We start from the raw sequence: 21,868 nt of genomic DNA, 5'->3' as shown, positions 1-21,868 counted from the left end.
GTTTTCTCAGCACACATCACTGTGATACCGTCCAATCACGTTGTGTCATCTTATTCTCATTAATAGCATCTTTTAATGCTTCTATTTCACTTGGTAACAACAGACCATTCAATGCTGGTAATATTGTGACCTCTTGATTGACTTTCTCTGCATGGCTTTGTTGCACAAAGATTTGAAATGCAAAGCGCCCCTAATTGAGCCAAATTTAAGGCGTAACTTGGGTAAGTGGTCGACCTAATTCCGTAAATCTGTTGAGGACTGCTACACGTGCATGAATTTCATTCACCTGACTAGGAAAGCTTCTTGCCATTAATTTATCGCCTAATAATTTGATGCAATGCATCTTGGTTTCCACCAAACTGCGGCGATGATAGCCTGACCATTTTTTCCATAATGTCCTGCCTAAACGTTTAACTGTTCGAAGTAATTCATTTCGCTCTAGCGAGCTACTCTTTGTATCTTTCCATGGTTTCGCATTTTTTCTAGGTGGAATCACCGCATGTGCTTGCCGATCTGCAATGACCTGACGGCATTGCTTGGTGTCATAAGCTCCATCGGTATAAACAGAGTCAATCTGCTCATTTTGTGGAATCTGATTAAGTAAATCACCAAGCACCTGTGAATCACTGACATTATTGGTTGTGAGCTGAATAGCGCGTATTTGTAGGGTTTTGGCATCTATACCAATATGTAGTTTACGCCATTGGCGACGATATTCAGCTCCATGTTTCTTGCGTTTCCATTCGCCCTCACCTAGAAACTTCATGCCTGTAGAGTCTACGAGTAGATGCAGCCCATCGCTACTTTTTTTGGTAGCTGATTGCAATATCAATATGCTTTTGTCTTCTACAAAGCGTACTGTAATCTGGTGCGGTCCAATTTAATCCGCAAAGTTTAATCAGACTTTGCACAAAGCCAGTGACCATACGTAAAGATAGACGGAATAAGGATTTAATCATTAAGCAGCATTGGATAGCTGCGTCGGAGTAGGTTTGATTTCGCCCTTGTTTGCCTTTTGATGGAGCATACCATTGCGTAGCAGGATCAAACCAAATGGCAATATTTCCGCGACTCATGAGTGCTCGGTTATATGCGGGCCAATTGGTTGTGCGGTAGATTTTGTGTGTAGGCTTCTTCATTTGAAAATTATATCGCTGAAAAAGCCTTTACAGATAGGTTTGTGCAACAAAGCCCATGGGGCGTATTGAACGTGGTCAAGTTAATGTAACAGTGGAAAAACTCTATCTCATTGCATCGATTCTTGACATTGAGGTAAAAAAATTATTGCCCTAATTTTCTCTTGAAATGTATTTTTTTGACACAATATAAAAAAAACTTAATAAAAAAGAGAACATAATGACTACTTTTCAACAATCTGAACCGCAAAGTGTATCACCGCGAGACAATTCAGAAAAAATTAAAGTTTTAAGTTTAAATGGTGGTGGTGTACGTGGTTTATTTACTATCAGTTTGCTTGCCCAACTTGAAATAATTATCGAAAAACGAGAGAAAAGAACCGGTGTCAAAATTGGTGATTACTTTGACTTGATCACAGGCACATCTATAGGTGGCATTTTGGCACTTGGATTAGCAAGCGGTAAAAGTGCTCGGGAATTACAGGAAACATTTGAAAAAAGTGCGCCACATATTTTCCCGGCAAGACGTTTCAGATTCAAAAAATGGATCACACCATTCTATCCAATCTACAAAAGTGATCCTTTGTATGAAACTGTGAAAAGTATGATTGGTGACACCATCACATTCGATGATCTTGAACGTCGAGTAATGATTACATCACTGAACCTGTCTACTGGTAAACCAAAGTTTTTCAAGACACCACATAATCCTATGTTTACGCTTGATGGCGAAATCAAGTTGATTGATGCAGCAATGGCCACATCCGCTGCACCAACCTATTTCAAACCACATTTTATTAGCAAACTAAATCACTATTTTGCTGATGGTGGATTAGTTTCTAACAACCCTAGTTTTATCGGTATTCGTGAAGTCATGATCGACATGAAAAATGACTTCCCAAATGCAGAGCCTAAAGATGTGAAAATCTTGAATATTGGTACTTTAAGCGAGAATTACTGTATCGGGCCCAAGACTTTATCCCAAAATTGCTCAAAGGGTTATTTAGGCCTATGGGGAATGGGCGAACGTCTTGTTTTAAGTACTATGACTGCTAACCAACATTTACAGCGCTTTATGTTGTTACGGGAACTAAAAGTACTTGGCATCTCAAATAATTACATTGAAATTGATGAAACTATTCCGAACGAAGCATCTTCTGATATTACTTTAGATAATGCATCACAGAGTAGTCTAAATGCCCTAAAAGGCATGGGAGAAAAATTGGGTGCTGAAAGATACAGCGAAATCAAAGAATTACGCGAATTTTTCTTAAGAACAGCAAAACCGTTTGTTAAATCTAATAATAATGGGGTGGCAGCATGACCTGGAATTTTCACAGCTACTATACTAATCGTGATACTGGTCTAATCGGTAAGCTAATCCTTGCTGATCATGAGAAAGATGGCTTAAAAGCATTACGTCAAATTGTCCGTGAACGAACACGCGATGTATTTGACGAAGCTAGAAAACTTGTAAAGTTATCCAAGCAATTTGATTCTGCAATTCTTCTTCGTTATGAGTTTAAGAATACCCATTTCAATTATCTTTCAGGTGATGACCAACGAAAGTTATCTGAACTCATTATGGAGCTTTCATCTGATCTTATAGCTGAGTTTATGAAGATTAATCCTCGCTTTTGGACGCAAGGAAGCTTCATGTATGACACATTGAATCGTCCATATAAACCTACTCAAGAAATGGACATTGATGATGGCACTTATCTTCCAATGCAGTTCTTTGAAGATAAGCCCGCAATTGGTCATCAGCTTCTATTGTTATTGGTAGATGCCTCTCTTAAATCTTTGGCTGCTGAACACTATGGGTGGTCATTTGAACCCAAAGAAACGTGTGGACGTATCAAAATACCTGCCGAAAGCGTCCATATAGACGTACCGATGTATGCCATTCCTTTTGAAAAATTCATTGAAAAAGAGGAGCTCATCAGAAAGTCTGCAGCCTCTCAGATCTTTGGTGAAATGTACGACAGCGTTTCAGCTGCCGACCATGCTCTCTATGATCAAATTGAAACTGACTGTGTAAATCTAGCTGTACGCAAGGACGATGCAAAATGGATTAAAAGCGACCCTAAAGATGTCCATTTGTGGTTCCAAGATGCGTGTCAACGTACTGGTCAGCATCTACGAAAAGTTTGTCGCATCCTTAAAGCATGGCGTGATGCTGGTGATTGGCAAGAAAGTAATGGTCCATCATCAATTTCTTTAATGGCAGCGGTGGTGGACATCTTGGACCGTACTACTGTAGATCCGAAAGATTTTGGATTATTGATGCTGACGGTAGCAAGAGAACTACCAGATACTTTCCGCAATGGCGTAGAGAGTCCTGATGAAAATGATGAACGTCCTTTGTTCCCTCCATACTATGAGCATGAACCTAAGCACAAAGAAGTCATGCAGAAGCTAGAGCAATTGGTTGATTCACTCGAATCCGCATACGCTGCACCTACCAAGCAAGATGCTTTAGATATTCTCAATGGTGAGTATGGCGATCGTGTTCAGGATTTAAGTCTTATCGTATCTCAAGCAGCCGCTCCGGCTTATAAAAGTGCCCCTTTAAAAGCTAAAGAAGCAGCTATTATCAGCTCTTCAATGAAAAGTGGTTGATTGAGTGTCGGAATTACATGCTGTAATGCTTGGTTGCGGATATAAATACCTGACAGCCAAGCAACGAAAGAAATATAAAGCTCTATCTTCAATTGAAGAGAAATATCCTGTTTACCTAAAAGATTTCTCAACTTCTGAAGGGATATTCACTATTGCCCTAGAAATAAACTATGACGTTTATACTATTTTGCCGTGGGCGCACATCATCAGCAAACCATCACAGTTTGATGACATGCTACTTCCCCATGTCAACAATAATGGGAATCTTTGCTACGTTGAACAAATGGAAGCCGATTGGAATCCTAATGATCTAGGTAATCTATATAGGACTATAGATTACCAAATTCAACACACTTTAAATATTTCGATTGAGTCTTTAAAGAACGGTAAAGTAGATCAGGTTGAACTTGAGGGTGAATTTGTCGCTTACTGGAAAGCTGAACGACTAGCCTATGTTCTGTCCGATTTAAACTCATTGAATGGTGAAATTGCTTATCTGACTCGAAACATTACTAAGGATGGTTTTAAATGTACTGAATCCTTATTGTTCGGTCCCAAAGATAAAGATATTCATGAAAAATGGCTAAGCCAAAGATCACTTGAAGAAACAGACAGGCGAAAACTTAATGTTTTTTGTCTTATGGTTAGACCTATCAAGCTTTCTGGCGTCCATTGGCCACCGAAAGATGCCAAGGCTCTCTTTCAATGGTTATCTCACGTAGACCACAATGCCAAAGCACATTTAATTCAGTATTTTGTGGCCCATCCAACCATTAAACATCACTTGATTGTACTGGATGTTTATAAACAAGATACATTCGGTGTAGTACTCGAATTAAATCTAAAAGCAGTACAGTTTACGACTTACGCCAATCCGAGAAAAAAAGGTAAAGGGGCAAGAAAACTTGATTTAGTAAGAGCAAGTAGCGTCCTTATGGGTAAATTCGCTTTTAATAAATTTCAAAGATTTGCATTTGAAAAGTCGGATAAAGATACGATTCTCTCCCGTAATAGATCTAGACCTGAGATTGGGGATCTTCGAACAAAGCGTATCGCTTTAATTGGCTGCGGTACCATTGGGGGATACTTGGCAGAGCTTTTGATTCGGTCTGGTGCCGGCATGGGAAGCAAAAGTTTAGATTTATATGATCATGATACCTATGGACCACACAATTTTGGTCGCCATACATTGAGTACCAGAGATTTTGGTAAACACAAAGCAGTAGCATTAAAAGATAGACTTATTGATTCAACCCACCTCATGGTAAATGTTGAAGCTCATAAATATGGGTTTCCTATTATGAAGGCTTTCCTATCACTTTATGACATTGTGATTGATGCCACTGGTCGAGGGCCTGTTTCAAAGCGCTTAGCAAAAGTTAGCCGAGAGATTGATGCTAAAGATAGACCTACCATTGTTCATGGATTCAATGATGGCAATGGAATCGCATCAAAAGTATTCATCGATAGCTCAGATGGTTGTTACAATTGTCTATGCGGTGATCCGTCATTCTATAAAAATGGTACCGATATTCGTTTTGAGAAGCTATTAGATCTAAACCCAAAGAAAGTTTCATGTGGCAACACATACACACCGTATGATGCAGCAGTCAGTGTTATGACAGCAGCATTAATGCAAGAAGCGGTTTTATCCACTTTAGAACTCGAAAGGGACTGGAATTATAAAGAATATATCTTCATGGGTAGTCGCACGAAAAAGCCGACTTGGATTAAAAAACAAGACTTTTGTGACATATGTAATGGTCGATAAAGAACTCGTTTTCAAAGCTCTAGATGAATCCTTAGTTGTAATCTCGATTGAAGTGGCAAATATACTGCTCTCATACCGACAAATGAGCCTTTCTAGCCCCGAAAGTGCTGGAGTCTTGATAGGTGAGCGTAGAGGCATTCATATAGTCATAACAGATCTATCAGAACCTAGCCAATTGGATATCAGAAGCAGATTCATGGTGGATCGAATAAGTAAACATCATCAACAGGCTATTGATGATGCTTTCAAGAAAAGTAATGGCGAATGGCACTATTTAGGTGAGTGGCATACACATCCAGAAGATGTACCAAACCCTTCCATGACTGACTACACCAGTTGGCATAAGAGTCTCAAATCAGAATTACCGCTGATTTTGATTATTGCTGGACGAACACATTTTTGGGTAGGTAAGAAAATCCAAAACAAGATTGAAATATTAAAACAAGTTTAGAGTTTTATAACTTATATAGTTTTTACTAGTAATTTTCACTTTGAATTATTCATTTATTAATAAAAAAGATCCCAATTAGGGATCTTTTTTATGCAATTTATATAGTATTACTTACTAGTAATAACAAATGCTCCCTTATCTTTTTGTTTTTTAGTAGACTGGGGTCAGTGTTTAGCCTAAGCAACCAATATGAAAACAATAGACTATTACAACCAATACGCAGATCAATTTTTACAAGCCACGTTGTATGTGGATATGGAAAGTCTATACCAACCATTTTTAGCTGAGGTGCCAGATTCAGCACGGATCCTGGATTTAGGCTGTGGCTCAGGGCGTGACACTTTGGCTTTTAAAAATAAAGGCTATCAAGTTGATGCTATCGACTATTCTGAAGTATTGGTCGAACGAGCGAGCCAACTGACTGGTATCGCTGTTCAGCAGCAAAGTTTTTATGAGCTTGATATGCACGATGTTTATGATGGGGTATGGGCATGTGCCTCTTTACTACATTGTGCTCGTAATAGACTCCCTGATGTTTTAAAACGTATTCATGCTGCATTACGCCGTGGCGGTGTGTGCTATATGTCTTTTAAATATGGAACAGCAGATAGAGTAAAAGGCGGTAGGGCGTTTACTGACTTAAATGAAGAGCAGGCTCAGGAATTGTTAGACCAGTTGAATGGGGTTAGGGTATTAAAACAGTGGATTACAGTAGATCAGCGACCTGATCGACAAGAAAAATGGCTGAATGTACTTTGGAAAAAACATGCCTGATTTTATTCTTACAGCTCAAAAAAAATTGAAATTCCTAAAAAATATCAAACTGGTTCTATAGTCGGAGAGTTTTAGTGGTCATTATAAATTTTCACTATTGATTATTCTCAAACGATTAGCTATTGAAAAATGGCAGGACACAAGGATTACAGAACTGATTGGGTGTGGCATTCGAATCATGAAAGACCACACCAAGCTAACAAAGGAAGATCACCTTTAATGGCTGCTTAACCTCTACTTATAACTTCGGTTATTTATAGGCTACCGAGGATTCCATGGTTTTTAATCCGCATCTGTTTATGAAGTCATTTTACTGTACAAGTTTCCAAGTTATATAGAAAATTATGGTTATCAATATGATTTAATTACTCCCATAATATCAAGATATGTGTGGCGATTTAAGAAATCTCTAAATAACTTATATTTACATTCTTAATTAAAAAAAATATGATCAAAGTTCAGACAGAGGATTTTGATATTTAATAAATATAAAAATACCTCTTAGTGCCAACTTTGTCATGGATAAAACTTAATGCAATTAAATAACAATGGTTCTAGTACTGAACTAAGTACACTCGCACCTAAAATAATTCTTTCCCCTTTATTAAAAGCTATGGTGGGGACTCTTAAAAACCATCAATCAGATCATTTCTTCAATTATTATGGGCCTTCTCATAATTTGCATTTTGATGCCACCGCTTTTGTGTCTGCAGTATTTAAGCAGATCGGGACTAAAAACGATTCAAAGCCAATTTATAACATCATCAAAGATATTCAATTATTACCTGAAGATTCAAAACTCAGAATAAGCACTTTATTTGATAAGGAATCTGAAGCTAAAACTGCCCAGACCTATCGTGATTTAGACCAAGTGATGTCTGAAATTGTTCAGCAAGTACTTCAAAATGCTCCGACAGGTATGGCACTGAATTTTCTCAACCAATTCTTAGGCGATCTCAAATATTCTGATCCAGTGATTGCCAAAAATTCTCAGTATCCTATGCAAGTCAAAGGACAATCTAAAGTAGCTTCTTTGCAATATACAAACGACTTAAAAGCAAAAGATGGCGAATTACGACTTTTCACTGTTACTGAAGAAATCAGCAAACCTCAATGGGTGAAAGAGGTTTGCGAGGCAATCAAAGCCATTGTGAAGCAGTCCTACTCAGCTGGTGAAAAGATGCCATTAGAGGTTGCTGAACGTATGCAGGAAATTCTTGATGATGAATGTTCTGCTGAAAATAATGATATCCAAAATCTACTTCATTTCGTAGAAATCAAAGCACTATCACGAGCTCGTATCCGAAATTGCTTCAAAATTATGGAGATCATTGCGGATCACATTGAGAAGACTGAGCGTAACGATTTCAAGCGTGAGTCCGCTGTTTCCTATATCCGTAAAGCAATTGCTTTCTTTGAGATTTTTGGTAATCGAATTGCTCCATGGAATGAGGAGACAACGGAAACCATTAAGGACTATGGTATTGACTTTAGTGCTATCTATGGCGCTGTAGGTAAAGTTGATTTTAATGGTTTGCTGGCCTATGTTGGAGCAACAGATGCTTTGCCAATCTGGGTAAAACCAAAAATTGAAATGAATGATATTCGTCATGAGGATAAGGAAGGGCTATCTCTAAAACGTGAAGTCACTTATGCCTTTCGAGTGAATGGGGAGTTTGTTAAAGAGGAAAAAGTAAGTTCATTTAACTCTAAGTTGCAGATCAATTATAAGACAAGCAAAGGCAACCGTTCGGGTACAGATACCATGCTGACTGCTTATGAAGCTCGTCTGCATACTATCAATAAAGCATTGCTGCTGAAGGATATTGTGGATGATAAAGGTCAGCCGATTTCTGAAGAACGATTAAGCAAAGAGTGCTCAGATCGCGTTGCTCAAGTAGAGATGTTCCAGCTCATTATGATGTACTTCGTTCTATCTGGGGCAGACATGAAGATTTCAGATTTTGAAGGGGCATTCAATAAACTGGTTGATGCATTCAAGAATCCTCAAAAAATCCGACTTAACCTTACTCGTATCTTAGACGAAAAGCTCAATACCGAAAAAATGCATGAGCGAATGGAGGCGATCACGTCTACGATCACTACAGCGCTAAAAGCGAATCTGGATTCCATCATTAGTGAGATGGAAAAGGATAGTAGTCTTAAAACTGTACTCTACATCCTTCCAAGTATTGTGAATCTAGATGTATTCAAGAGTTCAATTGGTGAAGATGCGGAACAGTTCTTTAGTATATTTAAGGGTAAAGAATCGAACTTTTACAGCTACATCTCGATGGTGGATGCTAGCCGTAAAAAATTGGCGAAAATGAGCCAAGACGAAATCATTCGAAAGAATGATTATGCTCGTAAAGCCCTAAGCGAGATTGAGTTTAATTCCACACTGAAAATTCGAACGTTGGTACCGATTGAGAATCCTAATACCGACCTAGATCAATTTGATGTCGCTCGTAATCTGAATATTCCTTGTTTACCAGTATTGATGGTGCCGACCAACAAGAAGGTCAGCGACAATGGGCTGCCACATTTTTATCATCCTGAGAGCTTAAGTTATGACAACTTGTTATCTAAATACAAGGTCATGATTCATTATTCATCTAAGCTATTTCGATTGAGTGACCTAAAAGGCGGCCATGCTCAATTATGTTTGGATGAAAAAGAAAATGCTTTGATCATCAGTACGTCATGTTTTTCGATTGCGATTCATCTATTCCTTAAACATCTGATTAAAGAAGTAAAAAATCAACTGGGTATTGAAGAGCGCTTATATGTACCTCTAATGCGAATTGACTCAGTTGATGAACATGAGAATGAAGAAAAAGCCCAATTTCAAAGGAAATCAAAAAAGATCCAAAAAGGTGGGTTTAATCCTGAGTGTAAACGAGCGTATGCCACCGCTTATACCCTTGAGAAGTTGCTGAACAATGATGATGCTATTGTGAAGGTACAGGGGCTTAAGTATCAACCAGATCCTATGCCTTATGGTAATCAAAATGGTGAGCGAGTTTGTGCCCCGGTGAATCTCGCTATGGATAAAACAGTCACTTACCGTATTCAGGCTGCAATTGAAGCACTGTCAGGATATTCAGAAATCATCATCCCATTTGAGGGCACTAAGGACAAAATTGCCTGTATTAGCTATAACTCTCGACCTGAGAATGATGTGGAATTTAAGTATCAGCATCAGAAGGATTTGCTACTTCTTAAACCAGATTATGGCTACATCTGCTACGTCTATACACTTGAGCGTATCAACGATAAACAGGGTCGCTTATCACTACAGAAGGTCAGTCATGCCCCAGTTGCTGAAGACAATCTGAGAACAAGTAAGGCGATGCACCGTATCATCGAAAAACTGCAGTCAGATGGTTTTGAAGATGTTGTATTGCTTTCACACCATTTTGCACAGCGTAAGATCGGTAAGACTGAAACCAGCAACTTGATTCATGAAAGTGAAAGTGCTTTGGATCAACTTGATCAGTTGTTCCCGAATATGAATTTCTATCCATTCCAGTCTGATACGATCCCAGCACTGAGCTTAAAAACCAGTGATAACAGTCGTGTCTATGAGGTACCGCACCATCAGTACCATACGGCGATCATCAATCAAAAAGAATATAAACAATCCTTGTCCGTATATAGCTTTGCGACTAAACGTACTGTGGGTGTTCGTACTCAGAATGGTATTTGTTCGTATTTCTATATGTTAACCAGTCAGGAGCATTCGATTCATAATGATAAACGAATCAGATTGCACAGTAATATTATTGATGTGAATGATTCCAATGAAATGAAATCAATTCGCTCTGTATTGCGTGGACTGCATTACTTTGAGTCTGAACGTCCTACAGCTGGCAAAAACTTCACTCCGGTACTTGAGCCTTCCCATATTCGTGGCACCACTGGCATTCAAGAGCTTGGTGAAGTCATAGTGTCGAGTCGTCTAAATAAAGGCGAAGTCGTCATGAGTCTGCCAGCCTTAATCGGCAAGCTCGAAGAATACGTTATTCTGAAGAATGAAGACTTGATTGATCCAATCGAGCCGATTCCAGAGGGAGCTGAAGAAATTTTAGCGACTGATGTGGAGTAAGCGCCGTGGTGAACAATGAAGCCAAAGTTTGGGGCGAGGTTTATGAGATCGCTGTTAAACGTGGTTCGATTATGGCTTTGCTTGATGCAAAGCTATTATCAGCCAGCAATCCTGTAGTAGCAGAATGGAATAGTAAACAGATTGCTGATGTCTTTCAGGAAATGAAGGAAGCGCTATATAGCGATGTCATTAATGCCGCTATCCATGAAAATATCGAAAGCTATTTTCAGCAATTGATAAAAACTGGATTCGGGCATGGTTATACCAATACTCGTGAGTTTCTAAGAAAGATCAAGCCAAAAGGTATTGCAAGGGCTAAAACGGCGAATGCAACACCAAATTGGAGCTTATCTGGCATCTGGTGTCCGCTGACAATGCCAAATGATATAACCCAGACCATTGTAGATGACTACACAACTGAGGAAGAACATATTGCTATTAAAGCCTTCAAGGAGAAGGCGTTGGAAACATGGAATCAGCAATTCAGTCTTACCCACGCTAAAATGTTTGGTAAGGGTATGTTTGGTCGTGCTGATTTCTTGGCGGTAATCAAAGTCAAATCCAACTATCATGTGCTGGTTCAGGAATATTCATTATTTTACGTTTTAGGTGAACCAGAACAATTCAACGCCAAGGATTCTTGTACCTATTTGCAAGAGTACAAGCGTTACATCAAACATTCTGAATCCCAAAGTGTTTTCTCATACGTAAATGCAGAAGCTCAAGAGATCCCATTTAAGTTCTCAAAAAAACTACGTGAATACTTGAGAGCCTATGTCCGTAAGGAAAAAGTCCTATTTAAGATGGCGCAAGGCTGTTCGTATGCAACCACTTTTGTTGATTCTTTTAAATGGCAGTTTGAACAAGATGACATGCCAAATATTCGTCTGAGTGTGATGGCGATCACCAGCCGGGGAAGTGAGTACATCTCTGCTGAATTTGCGGATAAAGATAAATCACCAGAGCTGGAAATTATGTATCAGCTGGGCAAGGAGTATCAGGATAACGTTCTGAGTCTGGACGATATGGATGAACGCACGAAACTGCAAGTTGAGATTCTGAATTATCTGGTGAATGAACCTGTCAAAAACATCTCGGAAATCGTGTCCAAAAATATTAGCGATATTTCCTACGGTCAGGATCTTACTTTCACTATTACTGAAAGGCTTAAGGATTTTGTGAATCCTAACCAGCCACTGGCTTTAGAGTGGGTTTTTGACTTGATAGATCGGCAAGTCGATGACGAAGACCATAACCAAAAACTTAAAGAGATGGTGCAGGCTGAGTTTAAAACAATTCGTAAGGGAAAAATTGAGAATAAAACTTCATTCACCTTACGTGATTTGCATAAATGCGCCGTAGTACTGGCACTGAAGGAAAGTAAACAAGGTCGGGTGAATTTCATCTGTTTGACTGGTACGCCGGGGATTGGGAAAACATCGAGCGTTAAGACCTTGTTGGTAGATTTGGAAGGGTTTTTCTTCTTCTACGCCAGTCCACGAGTGTTGATTAACGATGATGTGGTCAGTGATTTATCTAAAATATCAGCTACGATTACCAGTAACAGTGATGTGGTGACACAGGCACAGCAAATCTATTCGAAGATTCACAATACGGATTGTAAGGTGAATGCTCGTGGTGCCGCTATTGTGGGTGGTGTTGAAGATATGAAGATAGATCATGGCTCAAGTGTTCTATTGTTCAAACAAGATGAATACCGGAAGCTCAAAGACCTGGAACAGAATGCAAATGCCAATAGACACTATGCCAATACCTCAGAATCTAAAATTACGGCAACCAATAAGAAGTTTGCCAGAGTGTTTGATTCATTAGGGGAAGCGACCCAGCAATTACTTGTATTCCATCCAGAGCTCAATAAACTGACGATGACTGTAGCAAGTCAGGCATTCATGCCATATAACACCACACCAGCTGGACCACGAAACCCAAGGGAAAACCAAAATAAAACTGTGGCAGCTTCCAGTTTGGATGGGCTGGAAAAAATGTTCCAATACAAAATCGATAAGAAGCCGACAGAGGCCAAAATCGAACGGAGAGAGTTTGCCAAAAAGTTCCCTAACATTGTAGTGATGTTTGATGAAATTACAGGGGATTCAGGCACACGTACTTTTATCAATGAGATGCTGAAATTCCTTTCCAAAAACTTCATTGAACCGTTTCAAGGTAATTCACCATTTACGGTGACTGTGATTCTTGCTGATGCATCCCTCAGTAATGTGAATGCAATCCAGAACTACATGAAGAAACAGGATCAGTTACCAGCAAAAATGTTCATCTCTCCATCTTTGGGTAATTTCCCATTCAAGATGCAGACTGCAGATCTGGATGATGGTAACTCTGTTCGTTCTAGTATCCATATCATGGCGAACTGTTACCCGGCAAGTGATCTTAAAATTCAATATATGCTCAAGCAATACGCCGTAGTCCCTGAAACAGATGATTTTGGATTGGATAAGAACCTGACTCATCTATTTCGCCAGAAAGCTGGGGAAAGGACTCAACAGACTGCTATCGAGCTTATTCAAAAGATTCTTGAAGATGGTAAAAAGCAAGTTATCTACTTTGCTCAGGATAAAAATGCATTGGCTGCACTCAGAGATGCATTAGTCGATGAAGGAGTGGTTGAACGCTCTAAGATTGGCATTTTTGATAGCCAATTAATGGGATACCACCGTTCAGAATTGCTTGATCGCAAAGAGACATTGCAAGTCGTACTGATTACTTCGACTGCAGCTAGGGGTATTTCGTTCCCGAACTGTGATTCAATCATTGCTGCCATGCCTCGTTTCGCAATTGAAGCCTCTTTAATGGAAATCGCCCAGCTTGTTTACCGGGGACGTGGTGGATATTTGGATAAAGAGAAAAATGAGTGGGTCAACGGCGATGAACGTGATCGTCTGCTGACGATTCTGGTAGAAGATTTCTACTTGGTATCTAATGATGAAACTCAGACAGAGCTTGAATATAAAGTTAAGAGCTCATTGGATATGCTCTCAATTTTCATGCTTATTCGTGGGACTTTATACACTCGTATCACTGGGGATGCTGGCTTCAAAAAAACTCAGATTGCCATGATCCCAATTGGTGAGGTGAAGAATAAGACCAGTGATAAACCGGGGCTGGCTTCTTTGATCAGGGATTTCATGAAGGACGTGAATAGTGTTCTTTATAAGATTGCTGCAACCGAGGGTGAATTGGTTGGAAGGCTTAAGGCTGTAGTAGAGAAGGCCCAAACGGTTTACTCAGCAAATAAGCTCAGTTCTACCTATAGCACTAAGACCAACAAATACCGAAGTTTTTACACCCCGACATTAACGCCTGAGTTAAAAGAACTTCAGTTCTACGAGAAATGGTGCCGGGACCATCATTCGCTTAAGTCTAGACTACTCACCATTAGCGATCAGGAAGATGCTTTGACCATTCCTGAAAATATCTATATCTGTGGTCCTGTGATTATGGAAGATCGCTCGAACTTTGGTAATAAGGAGTCGTTTGATATTGCCAATGATAATCTCTCACAAGATTCTTTAAGGAAATTCCGAAATGAGTTAATCGCCCTGCAGAGAGGATTCCCACAATTGAATGTTTACAAGAACATTCAAAAGCACATTCGGGAAATTACGAATATGATTTCTTCTGTTCTTGAGTCAGAAACGGATAGCTACACGAAAGAAGTTGAACAACAGGGCATGATGCGTAAGCTCTGGGTGACCTACCCGGTAGCGGCAAACGAGCTGGTTAAACTTAAAGATAAGAGCTTTGATAAAGACTGGTTTGATGCATTGAGCTTTGAGCTGAGAGTGAGGAATGCAGAGTTTCCGGTAATGCCAGAATATCGGGATCATCCATTTCGTGGTACTCAGCAATTATCAGGGCATCCAGTGTTTGAAAGGTTGTTCGAGCAGGCAAATTTCATGCTTTGTCGTGAATTAAACTTGGTGAATACTTTGACTATGTTTAATGAATGATTCAAATTATATTATCTATTTAGTAGAGGATTAATGTGCATATACCTACTGCACAAGAACAACTTAAATTTCTAAAAAATATTCAGCTGATTTTACAGTCGGGTAGTTTTAGTAGCACCTATAAATTTGCATTGCTGATTAGCCTAAGCCGATTAGCTATTGAAAAAGGTGAAGATTCAGGTGAGAGTCTATCACTCGAATATACGGATATCGCTGAGAAGTTTATCGAGCTGTATTGGAAGCAAGCAGTACCCTATACCTTTAATGATGAAGGGCAGCTGATTTTAAATCAGAACAATGGTAAACAAGCTGCCATTGTGAATCGCATTATACAGCTTCGGCAAAGCTACTCTTCTTTGGGGTTATTAAGACGAGATTCATTGGTGTGGTTGAAGCTAGTTAAAGATGTCGCTCGCACTGTAAAAGACATGCCAGTCCGCTACTTGCAAAACATCAATGGTGAAAATTTTGAGTTTTTATATCAGCTTGATCGGTGTGGAAAGCAGCTTACCCTTTTGCCTCAAGTCATGTTTTGCTTACGACAGTTTAGTGAAATCATCGAAGAGCTTTGCCAGAAACGTTGGATTGACTATATCCGTAAGAACAGCAGCAATGCAGCCATCTTGAATCAATTACCTAATCTTGAACAATTCATGTTTGAGCCGAGTAGAAACCAGTTGAATGCGGTAGCAAATGTATTGGTCTATCTACAAGACTGTAAATGCTTCTACTGCAATAAACCGATGTGCAATGGCAATTACGCCGTTGATCATTTCATTCCATGGTCTATGTATCCATCAGATACAGGTCATAATTTTGTGTTGGCGGACTCAAACTGTAATTCTAAGAAAAGTAATTTGTTGGCATCAAATGAGTTTTTGCATAAGTGGCAAGAACGTAACGAAGAACAGGATTTGATTATTGTGGATCGAATTTCTGTACTTGGTTTTTTAACAGATAAAGAGCGGTCACATAGGGTGGCAGAGTGGGCATATGCTCAAGGGAAAGAAAATAATTATTTACTGTGGACGGGGTAAATAATAAATAAGTCATGAATCTCCTAAGATTAGACTAAAAAAAATTAAATTATTTTTGAAAATACCGTAAAAAATGTTTACTGTACATTTGCTGTGGGGTAGTCTTGGAAATCTTATTTATTGACTGATTGGTATATGGCGACAGATAAGCATGAAGTGCTTCTTAGAATGCGGGCGATCGAGCTCCTTGCATACTGGGAAGGTCGTTTGGTTACCAATCGTTTGATGAGCTGGTTTGGGCTCAGTCGACAGCAGGCTTCTGCGGATATCAAGCGTTACAATACGCTGTATAACCCCGATGCCTTGATTCATGACCCCTCAGTCAAGGGTTATGTGCCTAAAGCCAGTTTCCAGCCTGTACTGACTACAGCGCATATCAATGAATATCTCAATATGTTGTCAGGTTTGGTTAGTGAATCGCATGCCCTGATTGCGATGCCAGAACCGAATCTCTCAGCGGTCCAGTTACCCGATCGCAGTGTGCGTCCTGAAGTGATTCGGGAAGTTTTGCGTGCCTGCCGCAACCAAAGTACTTTAAAAATGATTTATGCCTCCATGCAGAATCCGCAGTGGCATGAACGCATGATTTCCCCACATACCCTGGTGTATACCGGTTTTCGCTGGCATGTCCGTGCCTATTGCCATCAGAGCAAGCAGTTTAAGGACTTTTTACTCTCCAGAATTGATCGCACACCTGTTGTGGTGGCGATTGAGTCAGTAGACCCTGCTCAGGATCAGCAATGGCATGAAGAAATTTTACTGACGCTGATCCCTAATCCAAAATTGAATGAAGCTCAAAAAGCGCTGGTCGAAAAAGACTTCGGCATGCCTGATGGCAGATTACAGATTCCGGTGAAAAAAGCCCTGGCTCACTATACTTTGCAGCGATATCAGGCCGCGATCACGCTGGCTGAGGCGGATGATGCCTTGAAATATCCCTTGGTACTACAACGCTCAGATATCGAAAAGCTGTCGTCTTACCTGTTTGATCAGGCCTCATAGGAGATTGGCTATGTTAGAACAATTTCATTATGACAGTGACCTGATAGGCGGTTCCCTGATGGTGCGTGAAAGCCGGCTGATCGCGGATCTGTTATTACGAGAAGCGACTCCAGAAATATGGCATCAGGCCATTCAGGTTGACAATATTCTGCAAAAAAGAACGCCTGCTTCAGCCCAACGTAACGCCACTGCCATTCGTAAGCGTCTTGAGCGCTTGGAGCCTGATTTCTGGAAAGCTTTGCGTGATGGCGATGATGAGCTGGCGACCCAGGTGGCTTTTTGTGGCGCATTGGAACGCAACCTTTTACTGATTGAGTTTATGGAAACGGTGATGAGAGAGGCCTATATCTCTCAGGCTCAATACCTGGACAGTTATATCTGGTCAGATTTTCTGGATGAGCGTTCGCAACGCGATCCTGATATCTGTGAATGGAAAGAGTCCAGCAAGAAAAAAATGGGGCAGGTGGTGTTTCGCATGCTGGCAGAAGCCGGTTACTTAAAAAGTACCCGTAAGCTGGAGTTGCAGCGTGTGATCGTCAGAGCAGAGCTGCGTAGCCTGTTGGAAGAACATTATAAACAACGCATTAAAAGATCTATGGAAGTGTCGCTATGGACGCGGTAGTTGTAGAGGGGCAGCAATGAGTCAAAAAATACATGAGCGTCTAAATCAGATTCCAGAGCGAATTCTTTCAACCGAGTTTCTCAATGGACAAGGATTGGGCAATGAAATTGGCTTCTGGATTTTTGATTATGCACCTGAAGATGAGTTGAAAGTGCGCGAATATCTGCATTTTCTAGACGGGATGCTGGAGAAAAAACACAGTCAGCTGAAGGTGGTGAATATTAATCTGCTGCAAGCCGTGGTGGATTACCTGACTGAGCGCAACTTCATCGATAAAGCCATTCAAATGCAAAAAGCCAAAGGCGATGAGGCGTTGCTCAAAGCCCTGAAAGGCCCACTGCATATGGATAAGTTTGCGCCGTATTTAGTGACTAAATATGCCACCAATGCGCAAGATATTGTGTTGATGACTGGGGTAGGGTCGGTTTGGCCACTGTTACGTGCCCATTACTTATTGAACAGTTTGCATTCGTTACTGGGGCATAAGCCCGTAGTGCTGTTTTATCCTGGTTATTACGACGGTCAAAGCATGAGTTTATTTGGAAAAATTCCAAGCAATAACTATTACAGAGCATTCAAATTAGTGCCATAACACGGCACATAAAATAGATAAAAATCAGGAAATTAATTGATATGAATATTAAAGAACTTTTTTATAAGCCACTTGATCGCGCAATTAACGGGGTGGTCAAGGCAGATCAAGATGATGATGCAACGGTTTGTCAGGAACTCGATGAGTATGTGGTCACCAATGAACTGGAAAAGCATTTTCGGGACTTTTTCCAGTCTTATGGCACAGACCTGAGCGATCCTTCGATTGCCAACCGTGTCGGCGTATGGATTTCAGGCTTCTTTGGTTCAGGTAAATCACATTTCCTGAAAACCTTGTCGTATATTCTGGCCAATAAAGTGGCACGTGATGCGGAAGGTAACGAGCGTAGCGCCGCAGAATTCTTTGATGAAAGCAAAATTCGTGATGCGTTTATCCGTGCGGATATTGGCAAGGCCGTTAGCCATCATGCCGATGTCATCCTGTTTAACATCGACAGTAAAGCCAGCTCCAATGATGATGGCAATCCGATCCTGAATGTGTTTTTACGTGTGTTTAACGAGTATCAGGGGTTTAGCGCGGATCATCCACATATTGCCCATATGGAACGTCACCTGAGCCAGAAAGGTGTCTACGAACGCTTTAAACAGGCGTTTGAGGAATCCAGTGGCATGTCCTGGCTAGAGGAGCGTGACGGTTATCAGTTCTATCAGGATGATGTCGAAACCGCGATTTCTCAGGCACTGAATCTATCAGCAGAAGCAGCGCATAAATGGTTTGAGGATTCTGAGCAGACCTTTAGTGTTTCGGTGGAAAACTTCTGTCAGTGGGTGAAAGAATACCTGGACAGTAAAGGACCCCAGCAACGCATGTTGTTCTTGGTCGATGAAGTGGGGCAGTTTATTGGCAGCGATACTCGTTTGATGCTGACACTGCAAACCATTACTGAAAACTTGGGTACGATCTGTAAAGGCCGCGCTTGGATTATCGTGACCTCACAGGCAGACATCGATGCTGTTTTAGGTGAGATGTCTTCTTCCAAAGCCAATGACTTCTCCAAGATTGCTGGACGTTTTAAAACCCGTTTATCGCTGTCCAGTTCCAATACCGATGAAGTCATCCAGAAACGTTTATTACGTAAAACCCCAGAAGCCGAAGCATTGCTCAGATCAGTGTTTGAGCAAAAGGGTGATATTCTCAAAAACCAGATTACCTTTGACCGTTCAGGCCCGACCCTCAAGAACTATGAGGGGCCAGACAGCTTTATCCATAACTATCCTTTTGCGCCGTACCATTTCCAGCTGGTGCAGAAAGTTTTTGAAGAAATCCGTAAGGTCGGTGCGACTGGTGCACACCTGGCCTATGGTGAACGGTCCATGTTGGATGCGTTCCAGATGGCCGCGAATGCGATTGCCACAGATGAAGTCGGGGCCTTGGTTCCTTTCCACCGCTTCTATACTTCAGTGGAAGGATTTCTGGATACAGCAGTGAAGCGTACCATCGACCAGGCAGGGCAGAATAAGACCCTGGATAGTTTTGATGTGCAGATGCTGCGTACCCTGTTCATGATCCGCTATGTCGATATCATCAAAGGTACCTTGGATAACCTGGTGACTTTGTCGATTGAGAAAATTGATGAAGACAAGCTGGCATTACGCAAGCGGATTGAAGAAAGCCTACTGCGTCTGGAAAAAGAGAGCCTGATTACTAGGAATGGTGATGAGTTCCTGTTCCTGACCAATGAAGAACGCGATATCACCCGTAAAATTAAAGCCACAGACTTAGCGGCTTCAGAAGAAAATAAAGAGTTAGCTAATCTAATCTTTAAAGATTTACTGAGGGATCAGAACAAATACCGCCATCAAGCCAACAAGATGGACTATCAGATTGGTCGTTTTCTGGATGGTCATAGCCTGGATGGCAAGTATGAGAGCGATTTGAAAGTTGAAATCATTTCTCCACTGGATACGGAATATAACCTCTACACAGAAGCTTTCTGTATTGGTAAGAGCGCCGAGGCCGAAGGGCAGGTACTGTTTAAACTGGCAGACGATAAACAGTTCTTTAATGAACTGCGCACCTGGCTGAAAACCAATAAATTCATCCGCTTAAATGATGATGGTACCCAATCGGATATCAGCCGTATTCTGGCAGACCGTGGCCGTGAGAATCAGGAGCGTAAAAAACGTCTGCGTGCCCGGGTCGAAGAAATGTTGCTGGACGCGGAAAGTTATGCCTTGGGTCAACATCTACAACTTTCATCTTCAAGTCCAACCACCAAGCTGGATGAGGCTTGTCGTTATCTGCTGGAAAACACTTATACCAAACTGAGCTATTTGCAGGTCTATCAGCAGGATGCCTGGCGTGAACTGAACGCCGTCTTGACTGTTGATGATATGGCGCAACTCGGATTGTCTCTGGATGGCGGTCAAAGCAATCCCAAAGCCCTACAGGAAGTGGAGCAGTACATTGCACTACGCGCCACTGGTACAGAGCGTATTCTAGTCTCAGATGTGATAGATCGTTTTGCCAAACGTCCTTATGGCTGGCCAGATGCCGAGATTTTACTGCTGGTAGGTCAGCTGGCTGCGATGGGGCGGATTTCACTGCAGTTAAATGGCGGCAGCTTACAGTTGAAAGAGGCCTTTGAGCCTTTACAAAACAGCCGTCGTCGCCGTGATGTGTCGATCATTAAAAAACGCCAGACTGATGATCAGGTGTTGAAACAGGCACGCCAACTGACCCAAGACCTATTCTCGGCTATGGGACCAGCGACTGAGAAAGAGCTATTTGAATTCTATTTGCAGCATTTTAAGACTTGGTTAGCCAACTTTAAGTCGTATAAGAGTAAAACTGATGTCGGGCAGTTCCCAGGCAAGAAAGTGATTGAAAAGTCGATTCTGACTTTGGAACGTCTGCTGGCGAATAGCGACAGCTTCGATTTCTTTAAGGCCGTGGTCGAGAACAAGGACGACTATCTGGATCTGGAAGAAGATTATCGTGATATTCATGAGTTCTTCAGTAACCAGATGCCGAGCTGGCAACAACTGCAACAGGCCTTACGTCATTTTGAGAAGAACAAACAGGCGCTGGGCAGTGATGAGGTGGCAAAAAAAGCCCTCTCTGAATTACATCGCATTTCGACCATTGAATCACCATATGGTTTACTCAATAAAATCGCTGATTTGGTTCGCACTGTGGAAAGCGTCAATGAGCGACTGTTGAGTGAGAAGCGCAATCAGGCGATAGAACACATTGATGACAAGATCAAACAGTTAGAAGCCGAGATTAAAAACAGTGGCATCGCTACCGCTGAGCTGAGTAACAAGCTATTACGCCCACTACAACTGCTGAAAACGGATATTGAAGTGGAAACTAGCCTGTCCACCATCTATATGTTGCAAACTCAAACCGCCGTGGAGCGTTTTGATGAAGCCGTGTATGAGTTGGAAAGCGAAGTTCAGACGGAAATCCAGCGTCAGGCCAAAGCGGCACAACTGGCTCAGAGCAAAGCAGAGAGTGTAACCAACACTGCAACCACCTCCAGCCCAGCTACATCAACACCTGCTGCGAGTCCGGTACAGCCTGCGACAGCCGTAGTGCCACCGAAACCTGTGGTGGAAGTCGATGTCGCCAGCATTTATAGCAAAAGCTCAAGTAGTGTCTATCTGGAAACAGAAGAATCAGTGGATCAGTTTGTAGACGCACTCAAAGCTGAACTGAAAAAAATCGTGAGTGATAAAAAGCGTGTGCGTATCCGCTAACTCGGGTTAGGGATATCGGCATCAGTCATTAATTAAAGGTTT

The 21,868-nt window shown here is 41.2% G+C and carries 13 protein-coding genes and 2 pseudogenes; 13 read left to right on the top strand and 2 right to left on the bottom strand.

The window, feature by feature from the left end; translation table 11 throughout:
• Positions 1-16: 16 nt before the first annotated feature.
• Both IO68_RS34005 and IO68_RS25445 read right to left on the bottom strand, forming a co-directional pair.
• On the bottom strand, positions 17-166 hold the full coding sequence (locus IO68_RS34005; protein WP_023013375.1) for a hypothetical protein: 150 nt from the start codon (positions 164-166) through the stop codon (positions 17-19).
• 39 nt (positions 167-205) lie between these two features.
• A pseudogene (locus IO68_RS25445) lies at positions 206-1,139 on the bottom strand (IS5-like element IS17 family transposase).
• 55 nt (positions 1,140-1,194) lie between these two features.
• Here IO68_RS25445 and IO68_RS34180 point away from each other — a divergent pair.
• The 13 genes and pseudogenes from IO68_RS34180 to brxC form a co-directional block, all read left to right on the top strand.
• Positions 1,195-1,293 (top strand): annotated as a pseudogene (locus IO68_RS34180) (transcriptional regulator); the annotation flags it as partial.
• Positions 1,294-1,356: 63 nt separating this feature from the next.
• A complete protein-coding gene (locus IO68_RS25440; RefSeq protein WP_023013371.1) occupies positions 1,357-2,460 on the top strand; it encodes a CBASS cGAMP-activated phospholipase in 1,104 nt (367 codons plus the stop codon).
• Positions 2,457-3,758 (top strand): CBASS cGAMP synthase, encoded by a 1,302-nt coding sequence (locus tag IO68_RS25435; protein ID WP_023013370.1) that lies wholly within the window; start codon positions 2,457-2,459, stop codon positions 3,756-3,758. The genes IO68_RS25440 and IO68_RS25435 overlap by 4 nt, the downstream gene beginning before the upstream one ends.
• Before the next feature lie 4 nt (positions 3,759-3,762).
• Complete coding sequence (locus IO68_RS25430; RefSeq protein ID WP_227502887.1) at positions 3,763-5,529, top strand: E2/UBC family protein; 1,767 nt, start codon at positions 3,763-3,765, stop codon at positions 5,527-5,529.
• The gene (locus IO68_RS25425) at positions 5,519-5,980 is read left to right on the top strand and encodes a Mov34/MPN/PAD-1 family protein (protein ID WP_023013368.1); all 462 of its coding nucleotides are present in this window, start codon (positions 5,519-5,521) and stop codon (positions 5,978-5,980) included. Before IO68_RS25430 ends, IO68_RS25425 begins: the two co-directional genes overlap by 11 nt.
• A 189-nt stretch (positions 5,981-6,169) precedes the next feature.
• The gene (locus tag IO68_RS25420; protein ID WP_023013367.1) at positions 6,170-6,754 is read left to right on the top strand and encodes a class I SAM-dependent DNA methyltransferase; all 585 of its coding nucleotides are present in this window, start codon (positions 6,170-6,172) and stop codon (positions 6,752-6,754) included.
• Positions 6,755-7,286: 532 nt separating this feature from the next.
• Positions 7,287-10,862: a hypothetical protein gene (locus IO68_RS25415; RefSeq protein WP_023013366.1), complete on the top strand. Its 3,576-nt coding sequence runs from the start codon at positions 7,287-7,289 to the stop codon at positions 10,860-10,862.
• Between the two features lie 5 nt (positions 10,863-10,867).
• A complete protein-coding gene (locus IO68_RS25410) occupies positions 10,868-14,851 on the top strand; it encodes a hypothetical protein (RefSeq protein WP_023013365.1) in 3,984 nt (1,327 codons plus the stop codon).
• Positions 14,852-14,886: 35 nt separating this feature from the next.
• Positions 14,887-15,888, top strand: coding sequence for an HNH endonuclease domain-containing protein (locus IO68_RS25405; RefSeq protein ID WP_023013364.1), 1,002 nt, complete (start codon positions 14,887-14,889; stop codon positions 15,886-15,888).
• Between the two features lie 135 nt (positions 15,889-16,023).
• Positions 16,024-16,890 carry a WYL domain-containing protein gene (locus IO68_RS25400; RefSeq protein WP_023013363.1) on the top strand — a complete coding sequence of 289 codons (867 nt, stop codon included), beginning with the start codon at positions 16,024-16,026 and terminating at the stop codon, positions 16,888-16,890.
• Positions 16,891-16,900: 10 nt separating this feature from the next.
• The gene (locus IO68_RS25395; protein ID WP_023013362.1) at positions 16,901-17,512 is read left to right on the top strand and encodes a DUF1819 family protein; all 612 of its coding nucleotides are present in this window, start codon (positions 16,901-16,903) and stop codon (positions 17,510-17,512) included.
• A 16-nt stretch (positions 17,513-17,528) separates the two neighbouring features.
• A complete protein-coding gene (locus IO68_RS25390) occupies positions 17,529-18,104 on the top strand; it encodes a DUF1788 domain-containing protein (protein WP_023013361.1) in 576 nt (191 codons plus the stop codon).
• A 41-nt stretch (positions 18,105-18,145) separates the two neighbouring features.
• A complete protein-coding gene (gene brxC / locus IO68_RS25385) occupies positions 18,146-21,826 on the top strand; it encodes a BREX system P-loop protein BrxC (protein WP_023013360.1) in 3,681 nt (1,226 codons plus the stop codon).
• The last annotated feature ends 42 nt before the right edge of the window (positions 21,827-21,868 follow it).

It is taken from the genome of Acinetobacter sp. COS3 (assembly GCF_000475335.1).
In the GTDB taxonomy this organism is placed as follows: domain Bacteria; phylum Pseudomonadota; class Gammaproteobacteria; order Pseudomonadales; family Moraxellaceae; genus Acinetobacter; species Acinetobacter venetianus.
The sequence above is the reverse complement of the archived record's forward strand: the minus strand, read 5'-3'. Positions and strand labels throughout refer to the sequence as shown.